18 protein-coding genes and 1 pseudogene are annotated in these 17,559 nt (G+C 71.7%); 1 reads left to right on the forward strand and 18 read right to left on the reverse strand.

All coding sequences use genetic code 11. The annotated features are described in order from the left end of the window. Nucleotides 1-39 precede the first annotated feature (39 nt). From whiG to ACFYU0_RS28725, 16 genes and pseudogenes are all read right to left on the reverse strand, one after another. On the reverse strand, nucleotides 40-882 hold the full coding sequence (gene whiG, locus ACFYU0_RS28650) for an RNA polymerase sigma factor WhiG (RefSeq protein WP_351664297.1): 843 nt from the start codon (nucleotides 880-882) through the stop codon (nucleotides 40-42). Nucleotides 883-1,235: 353 nt separating this feature from the next. After that, entirely contained in the window at nucleotides 1,236-2,396 is a 1,161-nt protein-coding gene (gene dprA, locus ACFYU0_RS28655) for a DNA-processing protein DprA (protein WP_351664299.1), read from the reverse strand. Continuing rightward, nucleotides 2,393-4,012, reverse strand: coding sequence for a YifB family Mg chelatase-like AAA ATPase (locus ACFYU0_RS28660; RefSeq protein WP_389304896.1), 1,620 nt, complete (start codon nucleotides 4,010-4,012; stop codon nucleotides 2,393-2,395). Before ACFYU0_RS28660 ends, dprA begins: the two co-directional genes overlap by 4 nt. A 1-nt stretch (nucleotide 4,013) precedes the next feature. Further along, on the reverse strand, nucleotides 4,014-4,379 hold the full coding sequence (locus ACFYU0_RS28665; protein ID WP_389304898.1) for a YraN family protein: 366 nt from the start codon (nucleotides 4,377-4,379) through the stop codon (nucleotides 4,014-4,016). Nucleotides 4,380-4,493: 114 nt separating this feature from the next. Continuing rightward, nucleotides 4,494-4,802: a DUF2469 domain-containing protein gene (locus tag ACFYU0_RS28670; protein ID WP_003965949.1), complete on the reverse strand. Its 309-nt coding sequence runs from the start codon at nucleotides 4,800-4,802 to the stop codon at nucleotides 4,494-4,496. Between the two features lie 56 nt (nucleotides 4,803-4,858). Next, complete coding sequence (locus tag ACFYU0_RS28675; RefSeq protein WP_389304900.1) at nucleotides 4,859-5,383, reverse strand: NUDIX hydrolase; 525 nt, start codon at nucleotides 5,381-5,383, stop codon at nucleotides 4,859-4,861. Beyond that, nucleotides 5,373-6,149 carry a signal peptidase I gene (gene lepB / locus ACFYU0_RS28680; protein ID WP_351664307.1) on the reverse strand — a complete coding sequence of 259 codons (777 nt, stop codon included), beginning with the start codon at nucleotides 6,147-6,149 and terminating at the stop codon, nucleotides 5,373-5,375. Before lepB (ACFYU0_RS28680) ends, ACFYU0_RS28675 begins: the two co-directional genes overlap by 11 nt. 111 nt (nucleotides 6,150-6,260) lie before the next feature. After that, on the reverse strand, nucleotides 6,261-7,268 hold the full coding sequence (gene lepB / locus ACFYU0_RS28685) for a signal peptidase I (RefSeq protein ID WP_351664309.1): 1,008 nt from the start codon (nucleotides 7,266-7,268) through the stop codon (nucleotides 6,261-6,263). Continuing rightward, nucleotides 7,159-8,253: pseudogene (lepB, locus tag ACFYU0_RS28690) on the reverse strand (signal peptidase I); the annotation flags it as partial. The gene lepB (ACFYU0_RS28685) and the pseudogene lepB (ACFYU0_RS28690), both read right to left, overlap by 110 nt. Further along, on the reverse strand, nucleotides 8,246-8,950 hold the full coding sequence (gene lepB, locus ACFYU0_RS28695; protein WP_351664311.1) for a signal peptidase I: 705 nt from the start codon (nucleotides 8,948-8,950) through the stop codon (nucleotides 8,246-8,248). The gene lepB (ACFYU0_RS28695) and the pseudogene lepB (ACFYU0_RS28690), both read right to left, overlap by 8 nt. A gap of 45 nt (nucleotides 8,951-8,995) precedes the next feature. After that, nucleotides 8,996-9,346, reverse strand: coding sequence for a 50S ribosomal protein L19 (rplS, locus tag ACFYU0_RS28700; protein ID WP_199212174.1), 351 nt, complete (start codon nucleotides 9,344-9,346; stop codon nucleotides 8,996-8,998). A gap of 135 nt (nucleotides 9,347-9,481) precedes the next feature. Further along, nucleotides 9,482-10,315 (reverse strand): tRNA (guanosine(37)-N1)-methyltransferase TrmD, encoded by an 834-nt coding sequence (trmD, locus tag ACFYU0_RS28705; RefSeq protein WP_351664313.1) that lies wholly within the window; start codon nucleotides 10,313-10,315, stop codon nucleotides 9,482-9,484. Continuing rightward, on the reverse strand, nucleotides 10,312-10,857 hold the full coding sequence (gene rimM, locus ACFYU0_RS28710; protein ID WP_351664315.1) for a ribosome maturation factor RimM: 546 nt from the start codon (nucleotides 10,855-10,857) through the stop codon (nucleotides 10,312-10,314). Before rimM ends, trmD begins: the two co-directional genes overlap by 4 nt. 84 nt (nucleotides 10,858-10,941) lie before the next feature. Then, nucleotides 10,942-11,181: an RNA-binding protein gene (locus ACFYU0_RS28715; protein WP_109381758.1), complete on the reverse strand. Its 240-nt coding sequence runs from the start codon at nucleotides 11,179-11,181 to the stop codon at nucleotides 10,942-10,944. Nucleotides 11,182-11,186: 5 nt separating this feature from the next. After that, entirely contained in the window at nucleotides 11,187-11,606 is a 420-nt protein-coding gene (gene rpsP, locus ACFYU0_RS28720; RefSeq protein WP_132889815.1) for a 30S ribosomal protein S16, read from the reverse strand. A 325-nt stretch (nucleotides 11,607-11,931) separates the two neighbouring features. After that, nucleotides 11,932-12,528 (reverse strand): hypothetical protein, encoded by a 597-nt coding sequence (locus ACFYU0_RS28725; protein ID WP_389304905.1) that lies wholly within the window; start codon nucleotides 12,526-12,528, stop codon nucleotides 11,932-11,934. A 525-nt stretch (nucleotides 12,529-13,053) separates the two neighbouring features. Between ACFYU0_RS28725 and ACFYU0_RS28730 the strand changes: the two genes are divergently transcribed. After that, complete coding sequence (locus tag ACFYU0_RS28730; protein ID WP_389304907.1) at nucleotides 13,054-13,938, forward strand: class I SAM-dependent methyltransferase; 885 nt, start codon at nucleotides 13,054-13,056, stop codon at nucleotides 13,936-13,938. A gap of 27 nt (nucleotides 13,939-13,965) precedes the next feature. On the opposite strand, the gene ftsH is transcribed toward ACFYU0_RS28730, so the two are convergent. Both ftsH and ffh read right to left on the reverse strand, forming a co-directional pair. Beyond that, on the reverse strand, nucleotides 13,966-15,903 hold the full coding sequence (ftsH, locus tag ACFYU0_RS28735; protein WP_351664322.1) for an ATP-dependent zinc metalloprotease FtsH: 1,938 nt from the start codon (nucleotides 15,901-15,903) through the stop codon (nucleotides 13,966-13,968). 91 nt (nucleotides 15,904-15,994) lie between these two features. Further along, entirely contained in the window at nucleotides 15,995-17,542 is a 1,548-nt protein-coding gene (gene ffh, locus ACFYU0_RS28740) for a signal recognition particle protein (protein ID WP_389304909.1), read from the reverse strand. Between the last annotated feature and the right edge of the window lie 17 nt (nucleotides 17,543-17,559).

Below are 17,559 nucleotides of genomic sequence, written 5' to 3' on the forward strand. Positions count from 1 at the left end.
CCACCACTTTACGGACGCGCCCCCGCGAACGGGAGCGACTCAGCGTCCGAAGCTCGCCAGCTTCGCCCTCAGCTGCAGCACCGACTTGGTGTGGATCTGGCTGACCCGGCTCTCGGTGACTCCGAGCACATTGCCGATCTCGGCGAGGGTGAGCCCTTCGTAGTAGTAGAGCGTGACGACGGTCTTCTCCCGCTCCGGCAGGGTGTTGATCGCGCGCGCCAGGAACCGCCGCAGTTCCCGGTCCTCGGCGACCTCGACCGGATTGTCGGCCGCGGTGTCCTCGAGCGTGTCCATGAGGCTGAGCCGGTCGCCGCCGTCGCCGCCGACGTGCAGCAGCTCCTCCAGCGCCACCACGTTGGCCAGCGAGAGCTGGCTGAACACGGCGTGCAGCTCCTCCACCTCCATGTCCAGCTCGGCGGCGACCTCCCCCTCCGTCGGGGTCCGCCGCAGCCGTGCCTCCAGGGTGGCGTAGGCCCGTTCGACGTTGCGGGCCTTCTGCCGGACGGACCGCGGGATCCAGTCCAGCGCCCGCAGCTCGTCGATCATGGCGCCCCGGATCCGGGTGATCGCGTACGTCTCGAACTTGATCTCGCGGTCGATGTCGAACTTCTCGATCGCGTCGATCAGTCCGAACACTCCCGAGGAGACGAAGTCGGCCTGCTCCACGTTGGGCGGCAGACCGACGCTGACCCGGCCCGCCACGTACTTGACCAGCGGCGAGTAGTGCAGGATCAGTTGCTCCCGCAGCCGGTCGTCCCCCGTCGCCTTGTACGACCGCCACAGTTCGTCGAGCGTCGAGGGAGCGGGCGGCCGCACGCTGCCACCGTCGCGGGCGGCTGGTGGGACCGCCGCCCGGTCGGAGCCGGAGGTGTGCTGGGGCATTCGTCGCCTTGTGCCGTTCTGCCGTGAAGTGCCGTGATCTGCCGTGCGGTGCTGCGGGGTCGGGTGGTGGTGGGCGGAGGTGGTGCGCGGTGCGTCACCGTGGGGTGCGGTGGGGCACCCGGGTGAGCTGCCGGTCTGGAGTCGGGTCGGCGCGGTCTGCGCCCGGACTTCGTGAGCGTAGCGTGACTGCGGAGTCGCGGTGTGCGAACAACGAGGCACCACCCCTGCGCGGAGCTCCTCTGCGGGTCGTGCCACCGCAGCGGGCGGATCGCTCTGCGTGACCACCCGGATGCGCCAACTCCGGGGAATGCCAAGGGCTTAGGCCATTCCCCCGGACGGCCGAACACGGTCGGTCAACACGGAGTCGGGCCACTTCGAGCCGAGATCAGCGCCTGGCGTGTCAACTTCCAGCCGTCGTCGTGTCGTTCGACGTAACCAAGTGCTCGGAGTTCGTACAGTCTCGCGATCGCCTCATCCGGAGTGGTCCGCGCGCCGCGCGCGATCTCCGCGGCGCCGGCCGGGCGATTGCCGGGCAGTGCGGCGAGGACGGCCCGCGCGGCCGGTTCCAGCAGGTCACGGGGCAGAACGGGACCGCGCCGGGGCGGCGCCAGCTCACCCATGTCCCCCACGAGTTCGATGACGTCCGCGGCATCGGTGACCAGCGTGGCCCCGCCGCGCAGCAGTTCGTGCACACCGGCGGAGAGCGAGCTGGTGACGGGCCCGGGGACGCCCATCGTGTATCTGCCGAGCCGCTCGGCGGCCCGCGCGGTGACCAGCGAGCCGCTGCGGCAGGCGGCCTCCACGACGACCGTGCCCCGGGTGAGCGCCGCGATCACCCGGTTGCGCAGGATGAACCGGCTCGGTGTCGGGTGATCGCCGGGCGGCAGCTCGCCCACCACCAGGCCCTGCTCGGCGATCCGGTCGATCAGCGCGGTGTGCCCGCGCGGGTAGGGCCGGTCGACGCCGCAGGCCAGTACGGCGACGGTGGCCCCGCCGGCGGCGAGGGCGCCCCGGTGGGCGGCCCCGTCGACTCCATAGGCACCGCCGGACACGACCACCCATCCGCGCTCGGCCAGCTCGGCGGCGAGGGTGGCCGCCACATGCGTCCCGTACTCGGTGCAGGCGCGCGCCCCGACCACGGCGACGGAGCCGAGCGCCCATATCCGCAGGCTGGGCGTGCCGCGCACCCACAGGCCGGTGGGCCTTGCGTCGCCCAGGTCGTCGAGCCGGCCCGGCCACTCGGTGTCCCCCGGGCACACGAACCGCACCCCGGCGTCACGCGCCTCGTGAAGGTCACGCTCCGGCTGGGCCCGCCCGGCCCGCGCCACCAGCCCGGCCCAGCGTCTGCCACTCACCCCCGGCAGCGGCCGCCCGCCGTCGCGCAGCCGCCGGACCACCTCCGCCACCCCGAACTCCCGCAGCCACCGCCCGCCGGCCTCGTCCCCCGGCTCGATGACCCGGGCGAGGAACGCCCGCCCCAGCCGCTCCTCCCCCGCATCGGCCCCGGCGCTCATGCCAGGGCCCCGAGGGCCATGGGCGCGCCGCGTGGGATCCCGGTGCGCAGTTGCAGGGCGAGGCGGACGTCGCCGGCGTCCGGGCGGTCGTGGCCGACGAGGTCCGCGACCGTCCAGGCGACACGGAGCACCCGGTCGACGCCGCGGGCCGTGAGCACGCCCCGTTCGAGGCTGCGCTCTGCCTCGTCCATCGCGCCGGCGGCGGCGTGGAAGCGGCTGCGCAGCTCTCTTCCCGGTACCTCGCTGTTGGTGCTCCAGGGAGTTCCGGCGAGGCGGGCGGCGGCCCGCTCCCGGGCCGCCCGGACCCGCCCGGCGACGGCGGCCGAGGACTCGCCACGGGCCCCGGGTGCGGTGAGCTGGGCACGGGTGACGGGGTCCACCTCGACCCGCAGGTCGACCCGGTCGAGCAGCGGGCCGGAGAGCCGGGCCTGGTACCGGCGGATCGCGGACGGCGGGCAGTCGCACAGGGAGTCCCGCTGCGAGAACCGCCCGCAGGGGCAGGGGTTGGCCGCGAGCACCATCAGGAACCGGGCGGGGTACCGGACCACTCCCGCGCTGCGGGCGATCACCACGTGCCCGGACTCCAGCGGCTGCCGCAGGGCGTCCAGGGTCTGGCCGTGGAACTCGGGCGCCTCGTCCAGGAACAGCACGCCCCGGTGGGCCAGGGACACCGCGCCGGGGCGCGCCACGCCCGGGCCGCCCCCGACGAGGGACTGCATCGTGGCCGAGTGGTGCGGGGCGCAGTAGGGCGCGACCTGGACGAGGGGTTTGCCGGGTGGCAGCAGTCCGGCCACCGAGTGGACCGCCGTGACCTCCAGCGACTCCTGCCGGGTGAGCGGGGGCAGCACCGCGGGCAGCCGCTCGGCGAGCATGGTCTTGCCCGCGCCCGGCGGGCCCTCGAGGAACAGGTGGTGCCCGCCGGCGGCGGCCACCTCGACGGCCGTGCGCGCCGAGGTCTGGCCCACGACGTCGGCGAGATCGTGGTCGGGCTGCTGGGCGCCGCCGCCGTCCATGCCGGTGGCCGCCCCGGCGCCGGGCACGCGCAGGCCTGCCAGCAGGGGGTCCGGGCGGCCCTGCCCGTCCGGTTCCTCCTCCGGCAGGGGCTCGTCGGTGAGGACGGCGATCAACTGGCGCAGACTGCGCACGCCGAGCACGGACACCCCGGGGACCAGCGCGGCCTCGGCGGCGGCGCTCTCGGGCACGACCACCTGTTCGTACCCCGCGTCGGCGGCGGCGAGGACGGCGGGCAGGATGCCCCGCACCGGCCGGACGCGGCCGTCCAGTCCCAGCTCGCCGATCATCACGATCTCGGCGAGGACGCGGGGGTCGATCCGCTCGGCGGCGCCGAGGACCGCGCAGGCGACGGCCAGGTCGAAGCCGGAGCCGGCCTTCGGCACGGACGCCGGGCTCAGTCCGACGGTGAGCTTCTTCTGCGGCCATTCGCCGCCCGAGTTCACCACCGCGGCCCGGACCCGGTCCCGGCTCTCCGTCAGGCTCTTGTCCGGCAGGCCCACCAGGGTGAAGGCCGCCACTCCTGGTTCCAGATCGGCCTGCACCTCGACGACCACGCCCTCGACGCCGACGAGGGCGACGGAGCACGTACGGGCGAATCCCATGTCAGACCACTCCCCGCGCGTGCTCGACGGCCGGGGCGCCCCGGCGGGGCAGCAGCACGCCGACCAGGTCGATGCGGACGCCGCCCGGCGGGGCCCCGCCGTGGGCCTGGATCCAGCGTTCGGCCAGGGCGTGCAGGCGTCGTGCCTTCTGCGGCGTGAGGGCTGCCATGGGGTGCTGGAAGCCGTCGGCCCTGCGGGTCTTCACCTCGCAGACGACCAGCGTGTCCCCGTCCCGGGCCACGATGTCGATCTCGCCGGAGCGACCGCAGCGCCAGTTGCGCCGCAGGATGGTCATCCCCGTATCGGTCAGCCGCCGCGCGGCGAGATCCTCGCCGTACCTGCCGAGTCCACTGCGTGCCCTGCTCATGTCGGCACCACCTCCGGCACCCACGGTCACGCAGCGGGCCGACAGAAGTGGATCTTGGTGAGCTACTCGCGGGTTGTGGACATCCCCGTCACCCGTTCGACGGAATCACGGCCGTCAGCCGCCCGGAAGCTCGAGGTCGCTCTTGTTCAGCTCCTCGATGTTCACGTCCTTGAACGTGAGGACACGCACCTGCTTCACGAACCGGGCCGGCCGGTACATGTCCCAGACCCAGGCGTCCGCCATGGACACCTCGAAGAACACCTCGCCCTGGACCGAGTGCACCTGCATCTCGTAGTCGTTGGTGAGGTAGAAGCGCCGCTCGGTCTCGATCACGTATTTGAACAGACCGACGACATCTCGATACTCCCGGTAGAGCTTCAGCTCCATCTCGGTCTCGTACTTCTCGAGGTCCTCGGCGCTCATGGCATGTTCCCCTTCAGCCGTGCGATCCCCCCATTGTGCGCCAGTCCGACGAGCCCTCAGACGATTTCCGTGTCCAGGGTCACGGGCCTGGCGGGGGGACCTTCGTCGAGCAGCGTGCGCAGCAGCCCGGCGAGTCTGGTCGGATACACCGTCTCATGTGCCCGGGTCAGTTCCTGGCACGTCCACCAGCGCGCTCCGGCGACGCTGCGCCGCTCCAGCTCGGTCAGGCCCAGCGCCGCGGTGGCCGTCTGGGTGGTGCGGGCCAGGTAGTACCACTCGTCCTGGTCCCAGCGCCGGCCCGCGAACGGGAAGGAGCAGCGCCGCCGCCACAGCACCGGGCCGAGGGCGACGTCGGTGATGCCGGTCTCCTCGGCGAGTTCCCTCAGCGCGGCCTGTTCGCGCGTCTCGTCGCCCTCCAGACCGCCGCCTGGGGTGAACCACCAGTCGTCGGCCGGGTTGTCCGGCTCGTGACCGTGCAGCAGCAGGATGCGGTCCTCGGGGTCGAGCAGGACCACCCGGGCCACCCGGCGCAGTCCGCCCTGGTAGGTGTCCTCGCCCGGCCGCGCGGCCTCAGCGGGCACCTGCGGGCCCCGGACGGTTGCGCCCGCGGCCGAGCCGCTTGGCGATCGAGCCGAACGCGCCGCCGCCGAGCACCAGGACGGCGCCGCCGACGATCATCAGCTCGATGGTCCTCAGCGGGCCCGGCTGCGAGAGGGCGCCCAGCGTCTCGAAGCCGGTGGGGCGCTCGAGCATGCCGTTCATGGGCCAGACGACGGAGTCGACGCGGGCGGAGACGGCGCCGCGCGACACCGTGCCCCGCGCGGCGTCGGTGAGGTGGGCGGTGGAGTCCAGGGAGCCCTGGCGTTCGTCGCCGAGGAGGAACAGCCGGCCCTTGGGGACGGTGATGGCCGGGATCTTCTTGATCTCGGCCGGGCTGCCCACGGGCAGGTAGGGCTCGTCGATCTGCTTGCCGTTGACGGTGAGCTTGCCGTCGGTGCAGCAGGAGACGGTGTCGCCGCCGACCGCGACGACCCGCTTGACCACGTTGGCGTTGGTGACCCAGCTCTTGTCGCGGAAGACGACCACGTCGCCGCGCCGCACCTCGGCGCCGTCGACGCGCTGGGCCAGGACCCGGTCGCCGGCGTCGATGGTCGGCGCCATCGAGCTGGTCGGCACGGTGAACGGCCGGTAGACCACGGCTCCCCAGGCGAAGCCGCCGAGGAACAGCACCAGGCCCAGCGCCATGGCCACCCCGGACAGCCGCTCCGCGAGCCGGCCGCCGCCGGCCCGTGCCGTGTCTGTGCCCGCGGTGTGCGGGGCCGTACGCGTCGTGCTCTCGCCGCTCATGGACCCGCACCCTACCTGCCGGTACCGAACGGGGGGAGCCCCTCTTTCAGGACCCTGGGAACAGCTTTCCCAGAGCTTCACAGAGGGGCTCCACACGTACGGCGGGCAGGCTCAGCGCCCTCCGGTGGCCGCGGTGGTCCGGACGCCGGTGCGGAGCCGGTCCGCACGCCTGCGCCGCCAGACCGCCACCGGCAGCACGGCAGCCAGCGCCACGCCCTGCGGCGCCACGGTCAGGGTCGCCGCAGCGGAGGACTGCGAGTCGAGGCCGGGCTGGTCGAAGGTGTCCGGCACCGGCAGCGTGCCCCAGCGGTTGATCGGCCAGGCGCGCACGATGGCACGGCCGACGACCTTGTCGACGGGGACCATGCCGTGGTGGCTGTCGGACTGGTTGTAGCGGGAGTCGCGGGAGTTCTGGCGGTGGTCGCCCATCACCCAGATGTAGCCCTTGGGGACCTTCACCTTGAACTGGCCGCCCTGGTCGTCCAGGCTGCACGGCGTGTTGCCCGGATAGACGTACGGCTCGTTCAGCGCCTTGCCGTTGACCGTGAGCGGGCCGGTCTTGTTGCACTCGACCGTGTCGCCGCCGACCCCGATCACCCGCTTGATCAGGTCCTTCTCCTCGGCGGACGGCATCAGGCCGATCCAGCTCAGGACCTTCTGGACCGGGTTCGGGTTGGGCGCGGGCTCGCCCGCCAGCCAGTCGTCGGGGTCGTGGAAGACGACGACCTCGCCGCGCTCGGGCTCGGAGCCGAACCACGGGGTGAGCTTGTCGACCAGGACGCGGTCACCCTGCTGGAGGGTGTTCTGCATCGAGTCCGAGGGAATCGAGAACGCCTGCACCAGGAACGTCTTGATCAGCAGCGCCAGGACCAGCGCGATGCCGATCAGGATCGGCAGTTCCTTCCAGAAGGAGCGCGGCTTCTTCGGCTGGTTCGCCGTCCCGTCCGTGCCGTCGCTCTGGTGCCGCTGCGCCTCCGATTCGCCGTCCCCGGACGCCGGGTGGCCGGAACTCCCCGACATCACGGCGCCGTCCGGAGCGGGGGAGTTCGCCTCCACGGGGTGCCCGCGGTGCTCCTCGCCGTCGTGTCCCGACCGTGCGCCAACCGCCACATCCCCCACGCCAACTCCTTACTCTCTGCCGCCGCCTGCGCCATCCACGGTGCAGGCCCACCACTCCCATAACGAGCGGGAGTTCCGCAGGGGTCGGGAGGCGGGTCGTTCCGTTCGGATCGCCGTAGGCAACCCTATGCGACAGCGCAGGGGCCGCGGTCGACCCCGACACGGAGTCGGCAACGCTTGCAAAGGTTTTAGGTTCGTCGAGGCTGGTCCAGTGGCCGATGGGCCAGCCGATCACCATGGCGCGGCCCACGACCGAGTCCTCGGAGACCGTGCCGCCGTACGGCGTGTTCTGGTGGGCGCGGGAGTCGGCGGAGTTGTCGCGGTGGTCGCCCATCACCCACAGCCGTCCCTGCGGCACGGTGATGTCGAAGGGGGTGACGGACGGGGCGCTGCCCGGATTCAGGTAACCGGTCTCGCTGAGCGGACTTCCGTTGACGGTGACCCGGCCCTCGGCGTCGCAGCACTTGACGTGGTCCCCGCCGACCCCGATGACCCGCTTGATCAGGTCCTTCTCGTTGTCGGAGGGCAGCAGGCCGATGAAGGTGAGGCCTTCCTTGAACTGCTTGACGACGACCGGGTCGTCCTTCTTCTGGGTGGTCTGCTCGTCGGCCAGCCAGCCGCCCGGGTCGTGGAACACGACGACGTCCCCGCGCTGCGGCCTGGAGCCGAACCACGGGGTGAGCTTGTCGACCAGCACGCGGTCGCCGATCCGGATCGTCTGCTCCATGGAGCCGGACGGGATGACGAACGCCTGCACGAGGAACGTCTTCAGGACGAGGGCTATGAGCACCGCGACACCGACCAGAAGGGGGATCTCCCGAACGGCTGACCGCCTGCGCTTGCGCTTCACCTTGCGCTGGAGCTTGCGGCGCTCCGCGCGCGTGCGGCCGCCGCCCGTTCCGGAGCCGGTGCGGCGGGTCCCGGTGGGCAGCAGGCTCTCGGCTGCGGTCGCCGGCGCTCCGCGCGGCCTGCCACGGTTACCCATGCGCGCCGTCCGGAGAGGCGGCCGCGGGCACGCGCGCGTAGGCCGACGGCCGGGTCAGGTGCCGCCAGTGGCCGTGCGGCCAGGCGATCCAGTCGGCCCGGCCGACGACGTCCTCCACGGGGATCATGCCGCCGCCGGGTGAGCCCAGGTGGTCGCGGGAGTCGCTGGAGCGGCTGCGGTGGTCCCCGAGGAGGAACAGGCGGTCCGCGGGCACGACGACGTCGAAGGGGACGCTGGACGGGCTGTCCCCGGGATGGAGGAACGCCGTCTCGTCGACCGGCCGGCCGTTCACCTGGAGCCTCCCCTCCTTGTCGCAGCAGACCACGTGGTCTCCCCCTACCCCCACAACGCGCTTGATGTAGTCGGCGTCCCCGAAATACCCGGTCCCGTCGAAGACAACCACGTCACCGCGGAGCGGCTGGGCCCCGAAACGGTACGCCAACTTATTTACGAGGACGCGGTCACCGATCCTCAATCCCTGTTCCATGGATCCGCTCGGAATCTGGAACGGTTGCACCACGAAAGCGTTGAGGAGGAGCAAAAACGCCAGGCAGACGAAGAGGGTGAGGGTGGCCCGGCCGCCCGGCAGCCATGCGGCGAGCCGCGGCACCAACGCGAAACGCGACCGCCCCTCCGTCCCCGGAGTACCGGGTCGGGAGGTGCGGTCGCGTTGCGTCGGCTGTGCTTCGGTGTCCATCGGAGCCAGATGCTATCCGCCCCGATGCGACCGAAGGAAAAGCGCTCAGTTCTCGCGCTTCTCCTTGATCTTCGCGGCCTTGCCGCGCAGCTCACGGAGGTAGTACAGCTTGGCGCGGCGCACGTCACCACGGGTGACCAGCTCGATCTTCTCGACGATCGGGGTGTGCACCGGGAAGGTGCGCTCGACGCCGACGGAGAACGAGACCTTGCGGACCGTGAAGGTCTCGCGGACACCGGAGCCCTGGCGACGGATCACAACGCCCTTGAACTGCTGCACACGGGAGCGGTTGCCCTCGATGACGCGGACGTGGACGTTGACGGTGTCACCCGGGCGGAAGGCGGGGACGTCGCTGCGCAGCGACGCGGCGTCGACGGTGTCGAGCAGGTGAGACATTTCGTCTGCTTTCTTCGCTGATGCCACAGGTCATCAACGGGAACTAGGTTTCCAGGAGGACTGCCGTGCGGGTCGGTGCGGGCGTCGTGTCCCCCTGTGGCAGGGGCGCACGCCGGACGGACGCACAACAGCGGCCTATTGTTCCACGTCGTCGGCGTGGCGCCAAAACCGGCCGTACGGCTCGCCTTCCGGGTCCGGTTCCCAGCCCAGGATGGAGAGCATCTCGCGGTCCTTCTTGTCGAAGGCCTTGGGGTCGCAGCGCTCGATCAGGTCGGGCCGGTGGGCCGTGGTGCGCCGCAGGGCCTCGTCGCGGCGCCAGCGGGCGATCCGGCCGTGGTGGCCGCTGAGCAGCGTCTCGGGGATGTCCCGGCCGCGCCAGACGGGCGGCTTGGTGTAGACGGGGCCCTCCAGGAGGGCGGCCATCGCGCCGGGCGCGAAGGAGTCGTCCCGGTGGGACTCGGCGTTGCCGAGGACCCCGGGCAGCAGCCGGGCCACGGCCTCGGTGACGACCAGGACGGCCGCCTCGCCGCCGGCGAGCACGTAGTCGCCGATGGAGACCTCGTAGACGGGCATCCGGGTCGCGTACTCGTCCATGACGCGCCGGTCGATGCCCTCGTAGCGGGCCGGCGTGAAGATCAGCCAGGGGCGCTCGGAGAGTTCGACCGCCAGTTCCTGGGTGAAGGGACGGCCGCTGGGGGTGGGCACGATCAGGGCGGGGGTGCGGTCGCCGGACTCGTAACCGTCGGCGAGCACCGTGTCCAGCGCGTCGCCCCAGGGCCCGGTCTTCATGACCATGCCGGGTCCGCCGCCGTAGGGGGTGTCGTCGACGGTGTTGTGCCGGTCGTACGTCCACGCGCGCAGGTCGTGGACGTGGACGTCGAGCTGCCCGCGCGCGCGTGCCTTGCCGACGAGGGAGACGTTCAGCGGCTCCAGGTACTCGGGGAAGATCGTGACGACGTCGAGCCTCATGCGTCCTCTTCCCGGGACGAGGCGATCTCGGCGCGGTCGTCGATCAGACCCGGCGGGGGCGCGATGACGGCCTTCTGCTCCTCGAGGTCGATCTCGGTCACGATCTCCTCGACGAAGGGGATCATCACCTCGCTGCCGTCCGGGCGCTCGACGATGAACAGGTCCTGGGAGGGCAGGTGGGAGATCTCGGTGATCCGGCCGACCTCCGTGCCGTCCTCGGTGACCACGTCGAGGTCCATGAGCTGGTGGTCGTAGTACTCGTCCTCGCCCTCGGGCAGTTCCTCGGGGTCGATCTCGGCGATCAGCAGGGTGTTGCGCAGGGCCTCGGCGGCGCTGCGGTCCCCGACGCCCTCGAAGCGCAGCAGGAGCCGTCCGCTGTGCACCCGGCCGGTGGCGATGGTGAGGGGTCCGGCGGAGGCCGGTTCGGTGGCCAGAACGGCGCCCGGGGCGAGCCGCAGCTCGGGCTCGTCGGTACGTACCTCGACGGTGACCTCGCCCTTGATGCCGTGGGCGCGGCCGATCCGTGCGACTACCAGCTGCACTGTGCTTGATCTCCTGTCGATACGACTACGGGCCGGGGACGGCCCAGTGGCCCTCCCCGGCCCGAGCCGGTGCTGCGTTGAGCGTCAGCGGACGTGGTCCACGTCGACGAGGTCGACACGGACACCGCGGCCGCCGATGGCACCCACGACGGTGCGCAGAGCACGCGCGGTACGGCCGTTGCGGCCGATCACCTTGCCGAGGTCGTCGGGGTGGACCCGGACCTCCAGCACGCGCCCGCGGCGCAGGTCACGCGAGGCGACCCGCACATCGTCAGGGTTGTCGACGATGCCCTTCACGAGGTGCTCAAGCGCCTCTTCGAGCATGGTGCTCAGGCCTCGGTCGACTCGGACTCGGCAGCGGCCTCGTCCTTCTTCTCAGCCTTCTTCTTCTGGGTGATGGCCTCACCCTTGCCCTCGTCGTCACCGCCGAGAGCCTCGAACGACGGGCGCGTCGACTTCGGCTCCGCGACGAGCAGCGGCGCGGGAGCCGGCTCGCCCTTGAACTTCTGCCAGTCGCCGGTCTTCTTCAGGATGGCGAGGACGGGCTCGGTCGGCTGCGCGCCGACACCCAGCCAGTACGCCACACGGTCGGCGTCCACCTCGATGACCGACGGGTTGTAGGTCGGGTGGTACTTGCCGATCTCCTCGATGGCCCGGCCGTCACGGCGGGTACGGGAGTCGGCGACGACGATGCGGTAGTGAGGCGAACGGATCTTGCCCAGACGCTTCAGCTTGATCTTGACTGCCACGGGAGTGGATTCTCCTGGTTTTGACGTGGTTGGGCACGGCGAGTTGCCGCGTGGGGTTGCGGTACCCGAATGCCCGATGGACGCGTCAGCCGGAGGAGAGAGGGGTCCTGTGCGACTGTCGAGTACAGCTAGCCATTGTGCCATACGCGCCGGGTCACTCCCCGCCACGGGGTGAGCGCCGGACCAGGGCACGCCGGAGCGGCACCCGGCGCGGGGGTGAGGCCGCGTCGGGTGCGCCGCTCGGCGCCGCGGACCGCCGCCGGCGGCCGCGCGGGGACGAGTCCGCTTCCGGCACCCACGAGATGCCGGTACTCGCGGCTCGCGGCTACGCCACTCCCACGACCTCCGGGATCTGGAACGGCTTGCCGCAGCCGCCGCACACGATGGGGGCCTGGGCCAGGACCGAGGGCACCACGCGGACGTTGCGGCCGCAGTCGCAGACCGCCTTGACGCGGACGCCGCCGCCGGAGGAGCCGTGGCGGGCGGCCGGGCCCCGGAAGGTGCGGGAGGTGTCGGCGGAGGTGGCCGCCGTGTGGGCCTTCAGGGCGCGCTGCAGGCGCTCGATGGTCGGACGGTAGCGCCGCTTCGCCTCGGGGTTGAGCGTGACCAGCGAGAAGCCGCTGCTGGGATGCGGCTCGTCGGGGTGGTCCAGGCCCAGTTCCTCGGCGACGGCCAGGAAGCGGCGGTTGTGGTAGCGGCCGGCGCGGGAGGTGTCGCGGACACCTCGCGCGGCGGCGATGCCGTGGACGGCCTCGTGGAGCAGGCGCTCGAAGGAGAGTTCGTGACCGCACGCGGACGACGACTCCCCGATCAGGGACTCTGGCGCGGCAAGGTCCGGCAGTTCGGGGTGGTACCGCTGAATGTCGGCCCACGCCTGTGCCAGCTCTGCGGCGAGAACAGGTGGTGTCTGTGTCGTGCTCACGTAATGACAACGAGCGTGGGTGCCACTGTGTTCCTATTCCGGGGCATCCCAAATAATTTGCACGTACCCGTCAGTTGCCGCTGATGCGTCCTGACGAGGGCGGGTGCGCTGATCTGCGGAGAAGCCTCACAGCTCATACCAAGCCGGTGCGTAGTCCGACGTACGACGCGGCGCGTAAGCGGTGCTGTGGACGGGGGCGGCCGGTGCGCAAGGCGTGTTTCGGTCGCTCTCGCGTGGCGCCGTCGCCCGTGCGGGCGTCCGCGCCGATCGCGACGTTACCGGGTGGGCCCGCGCCCCTCGTCACCGGCCCGCCCCCACGGGAGCGGACACCGTACCGGTCGCCCGGGTTGCGTGGATGTGAAATCTCGCCACATGTGCGCTCAGTCCCCAAGCGGGGCCCCACGCCCCCTGGACGGCACCGCGAGCCGGGAGTTACCTGACATAGGTGGAGGGTGCGAGCGATCGGCACGGGGGCCTCGCAATCGGGCACTGCGACGAACTGTCGGCGGATAGGGGCGCTTACCCATGACACCTACGCTCGCGCGGGAGCACTTGGCCCACCCGGGTTCAGCACCACCCGGAGTGAACCCGTGCGCACGCGCGCGTGACTGGTCCGAGATCCAGGAGCGGATGCTGGTCCCGCTCTACGAGGCGGTGTACGAACGGCTCGACGTGGGCCCGGCGACACGGCTGCTGGGCCTGCGCTGCGGTTCCGGCCTGGCCCTGCTGATGGCGGCCTCCAGAGGGGCCGCCATGACCGGCGTCGACTCCTGCCGGGAACTGCTCGCCCTCGCGCGCGGGCGCCTGTCACCGGACCCGGGGCACGGCACGCGCGCGCGTGCGGGCGCAGAGGCGGACGCGGGCACGCGCACGAGGCTGGTCGAGGAACTGCCGGGGGACGCGGCCGGCGCGGGGACGCGCGGGTACACGCTGGTGACCGTCTTCGAGCCGATCGGCTGTCTGGCGGGCGACTCCGAGGGCCTGGGCGGCCTGCTGTCGGGCGCGCTGCCGCTGGCCGCGCGCGGCGCGGCCGTGGTGCTCGTCGGCTGGGGGCCGCCCGAGCGGTGCGCCACCTCCTCGGTGCTGCGGGTGGCGACGAAGCTCGCCGATCCGCTGCGCAGCGCGCGGAGCTGGCGGCCGGCCCGCCGCGACGACCTGGAGGAGGTCGCCCAGCGGGCGGGGCTGAAACCGGACGGCTCGGGACGGGTGGCCTGCCCGTTCGGGTACGCCGACGCCGACAGCGCCGTGCGCGGCCTGCTGTCGACCGGGCTCTTCGACGCGGCGATCGCGGCCACCGACGGCAAGCAGGTGGACAAGGAGCTGGCGGAGGCGCTGCATCCCTACCGGCGCGCGGACGGGACGGTCTGGATGCCGAACGTCTTCCGCTATCTCGTCGCCCGCGTGCCGTAGAGGTGCTTGCGGCGATCGGCCCGCCCGCTAGGCCTCCACGTCCTTGGTCAGGCGGGTGATGCCGGCGATCCGGTAGGCGTCCGCCTCCTCCAGCGTCTCGTTCTCCAGCAGCGCGTGCGCCAGCGCGTCCAGCCGGCCGCGGTGGTCGCGCAGCTTCTGGCAGGCCTCCTCGTAGCACTGGTCGACGATGCGGCGCATCTCGTCGTCGATCACGTCGAGGGTACGCGGGGCGGCCGACAGTCCGTACGCCTGCTGGGCGTCGCTGGGGAGCGCGGAGAGCCGGCCGACGCGCTCGCTCATGCCCCAGCGGGCCACCATCCCGCGCGCGATGTTGGTGACCTGCTCGAGGTCGCTCTCGGCGCCGGTGGTGACGACTCCGTAGACGACCTCCTCCGCGGCCATGCCGCCGAGCGCGCCGATGATGCGGCCGCGCAGGTAGCCCTCCGAGTGGGCGTACCGCTCCACCTCGGGCGTGGACATGGTCACCCCGAGCGCCCGGCCGCGCGGCACGATGGTGATCTTGCGGACCGGGTCGGCGCCGGTCTGCAGCATGCCGAGCAGGGCGTGGCCGCTCTCGTGGTACGCGGTGCGGCGGCGGTCCTCCTCGGGCATGACCAGGGTGCGCTCGGCGCCGAGCTGGACCTTCTCCAGCGCTTCGGACAGATCCGCCCGCGTCACCCGCTCCCGCTTGGCCTTGACCGCGAGCAGCGCGCCCTCGTTGGCGAGGTTGGCCAGATCCGCACCCGTCATGCCGGGCGTCACCCGGGCCAGCTGCGCCAGGTCCACATCGCCGGCGAGCGGCATCTCGCGGGTGTGGATGCGCAGGATCGCCTCGCGTCCGCCGCGGTCCGGCGGGGCCACGCTGACCACCCGGTCGAAGCGGCCGGGCCGGGTCAGCGCCGGGTCGAGGATGTCCGCGCGGTTGGTCGCCGCGATGACGATCACGCCCTCGGAGCCGGAGAAGCCGTCCATCTCGGTGAGGATCTGGTTCAGGGTCTGCTCGCGCTCGTCGTGGCCGCTCATCGAGGCGCCGCCGCCGCGCACCCGGCCGATGGTGTCGATCTCGTCGATGAAGATGATCGACGGCGCCACCTTGCGGGCCTCGGCGAACAGCTCGCGGACCCGGGAGGCGCCGACGCCGACGATCATCTCGATGAACTCGGACGCCGAGGCCGAGAAGAACGGCACCCCGGCCTCGCCCGCGACCGCGCGCGCGAGCAGGGTCTTGCCGGTGCCCGGGGATCCGGCGAGCAGGACTCCGCGGGGCAGCTTGGCGCCCATCCTGCGATAGGTGTCGGGGTGCTTCAGGAAGTCGACGACGTCGTCCAGCTCGCCCTTGACCTCGTCGATGCCGGCCACGTCGGCGAATGTGGTGCGCCCGGTGCCGGGCCGCAGCTCGACCGGTCTGGGCGGCGCCTTGCGCCCGAACATGCCGCCCGCGCCGCCCAGCCCCGTGCCGACCCGTCGGGCGATGAAGATCCACACGGCCGCCAGCAGCACGATCGGGATCAGGGAGATCAGCAGGTTGGACAGGAGCCCGCGCTCCTGCACGACGGGACGCGCCGTCACGGTGACGCCGTGGCTGGTGAGGTTCTGCCACAGCCTGTCGTCGGCGAAGGCGGGCCGCTGCGTCCGGAACTTGGTGTAGTCGCCGCCGCCGTCGGGGTTGGCCCGGGGGCTCTTGAGCTGGCCCTGGATCGCGTCGCCCTTGGAGTAGATCTTGGCGACGTTGCCGGCGCCGACCTCCCGGCTGAACTCCGTGTAGGAGATCGTCGGTTCGTTTCCCTGGCCGAGGTAGTTCAGGCCGACGTACGCCAGCAGGAAGACGATCACCGCGGTGACGAGCAGGCCCCACCACTTGCCGCCGCGCAGTCCGCCGCCGGCCGGCCGGGGTCTCTCGTCCGGGGTGCCCTCGGCGCGCCACGGCTGGTCAGGGGCTTTGCGGGGTGGCGCCGCATTGCTCATACCTGGACGTTACGGCACCGCGCCTGCCTCGGCATGCGCTGAGGGCGCCCCCCGGTCCGGGAGGGCGCCCTCAGGGACGTGCGGGCGGGAATCAGCCCATGAACTTCTTGAACTCGTCGGGCAGCTCGAACTCCTGGCCGCCCTGCTGCGGCAGCCCGAAGGCGCCGCCCTCGGCGGCCGCCGCGCGCCGGGCCGCCTCCTCCTGCTCCTGCTGCTTGCGCTTCATCGGGTTGCCGGAGCGCTGCTTGCCCTTGGCCTTCTTCGGCTGCTTCTTGGTACGGCCGGGGCCGCCGCCCATGCCCGGGATCCCCGGCATGCCCGGCATGCCGCCGCCCTGCGCCATGCGGGACATCATCTTGCGGGCCTCGAAGAACCGCTCGACGAGGTTCTTCACCGCGCTGACGTCGACACCGGAACCCTTGGCGATACGGGCGCGCCGGGAGCCGTTGATGATCGTCGGGTCCTGCCGCTCGACCGGCGTCATCGACTTGATGATCGCGGCGGTGCGGTCGACGTCCCGCTCGTCCAGGTTGTTGATCTGGTCCTTGATCTGGCCCATGCCCGGGAGCATGCCGAGCAGCTTGGAGATGGAGCCCATCTTCCTGACCTGCTCCATCTGGGCCAGGAAGTCGTCCAGGGTGAAGTCCTGGCCCTTCTTGGACGCCAGCTTCGAGGCCATCTTGGCGGCCTCTTCCTGGCTGAAGGTCTTCTCCGCCTGCTCGATCAGGGTGAGCAGGTCACCCATGTCGAGGATGCGGGAGGCCATCCGGTCCGGGTGGAAGGCGTCGAAGTCGTCGAGCTTCTCGCCGTTCGACGCGAACATGATCGGCTTGCCGGTGATCTGCCGGATCGACAGGGCCGCACCACCGCGGGCGTCGCCGTCGAGCTTGGAGAGCACCACGCCGTCGAAGCCCACGCCGTCGCGGAAGGCCTCGGCGGTGTTGACGGCGTCCTGGCCGATCATCGCGTCGACGACGAACAGGATCTCGTCCGGGGAGACGGCGTCGCGGATGTCCGCGGCCTGCTGCATCATCTCCTGGTCGATGCCGAGCCGGCCCGCGGTGTCCACGATCACGATGTCGTGGACCTTGGTCCGCGCGTGCTCGATGGAGTCCTTGGCGACCTTCACCGGGTCGCCGACGCCGCTGCCCGGCTCGGGCGCGTAGACGGCGACGCCGGCGCGCTCGGCGACGACGCTGAGCTGGTTCACGGCGTTCGGGCGCTGGAGGTCGGCGGCGACGAGCAGCGGCGAGTGGCCCTGCTCCTTCAGCCACCGGCCGAGCTTGCCCGCGAGGGTGGTCTTACCGGCGCCCTGCAGACCCGCGAGCATGATCACGGTGGGCGGCTGCTTGGCGAAGCGGAGCCGGCGGGTCTCGCCGCCGAGGATGGTCACCAGTTCGTCGTTGACGATCTTGAGGACCTGCTGGGCGGGGTTCAGCGCCTTGGAGACCTCGGCGCCGAGCGCGCGTTCCTTGACGTTCTTGATGAACGTCCGGACGACGGGCAGGGCGACGTCGGCTTCGAGGAGTGCGATGCGGATCTCGCGCGCCGTGGCGTCGATGTCCGCTTCGCTCAGTCGGCCTTTCCCACGGAGGTTCTTGAAGGTCGCACTGAGGCGGTCGGAGAGGGTATCGAACACGGCGGCGTCGGTCCTCG

Source organism: Streptomyces sp. NPDC003720 (assembly GCF_042875075.1).
GTDB lineage: Bacteria > Actinomycetota > Actinomycetes > Streptomycetales > Streptomycetaceae > Streptomyces.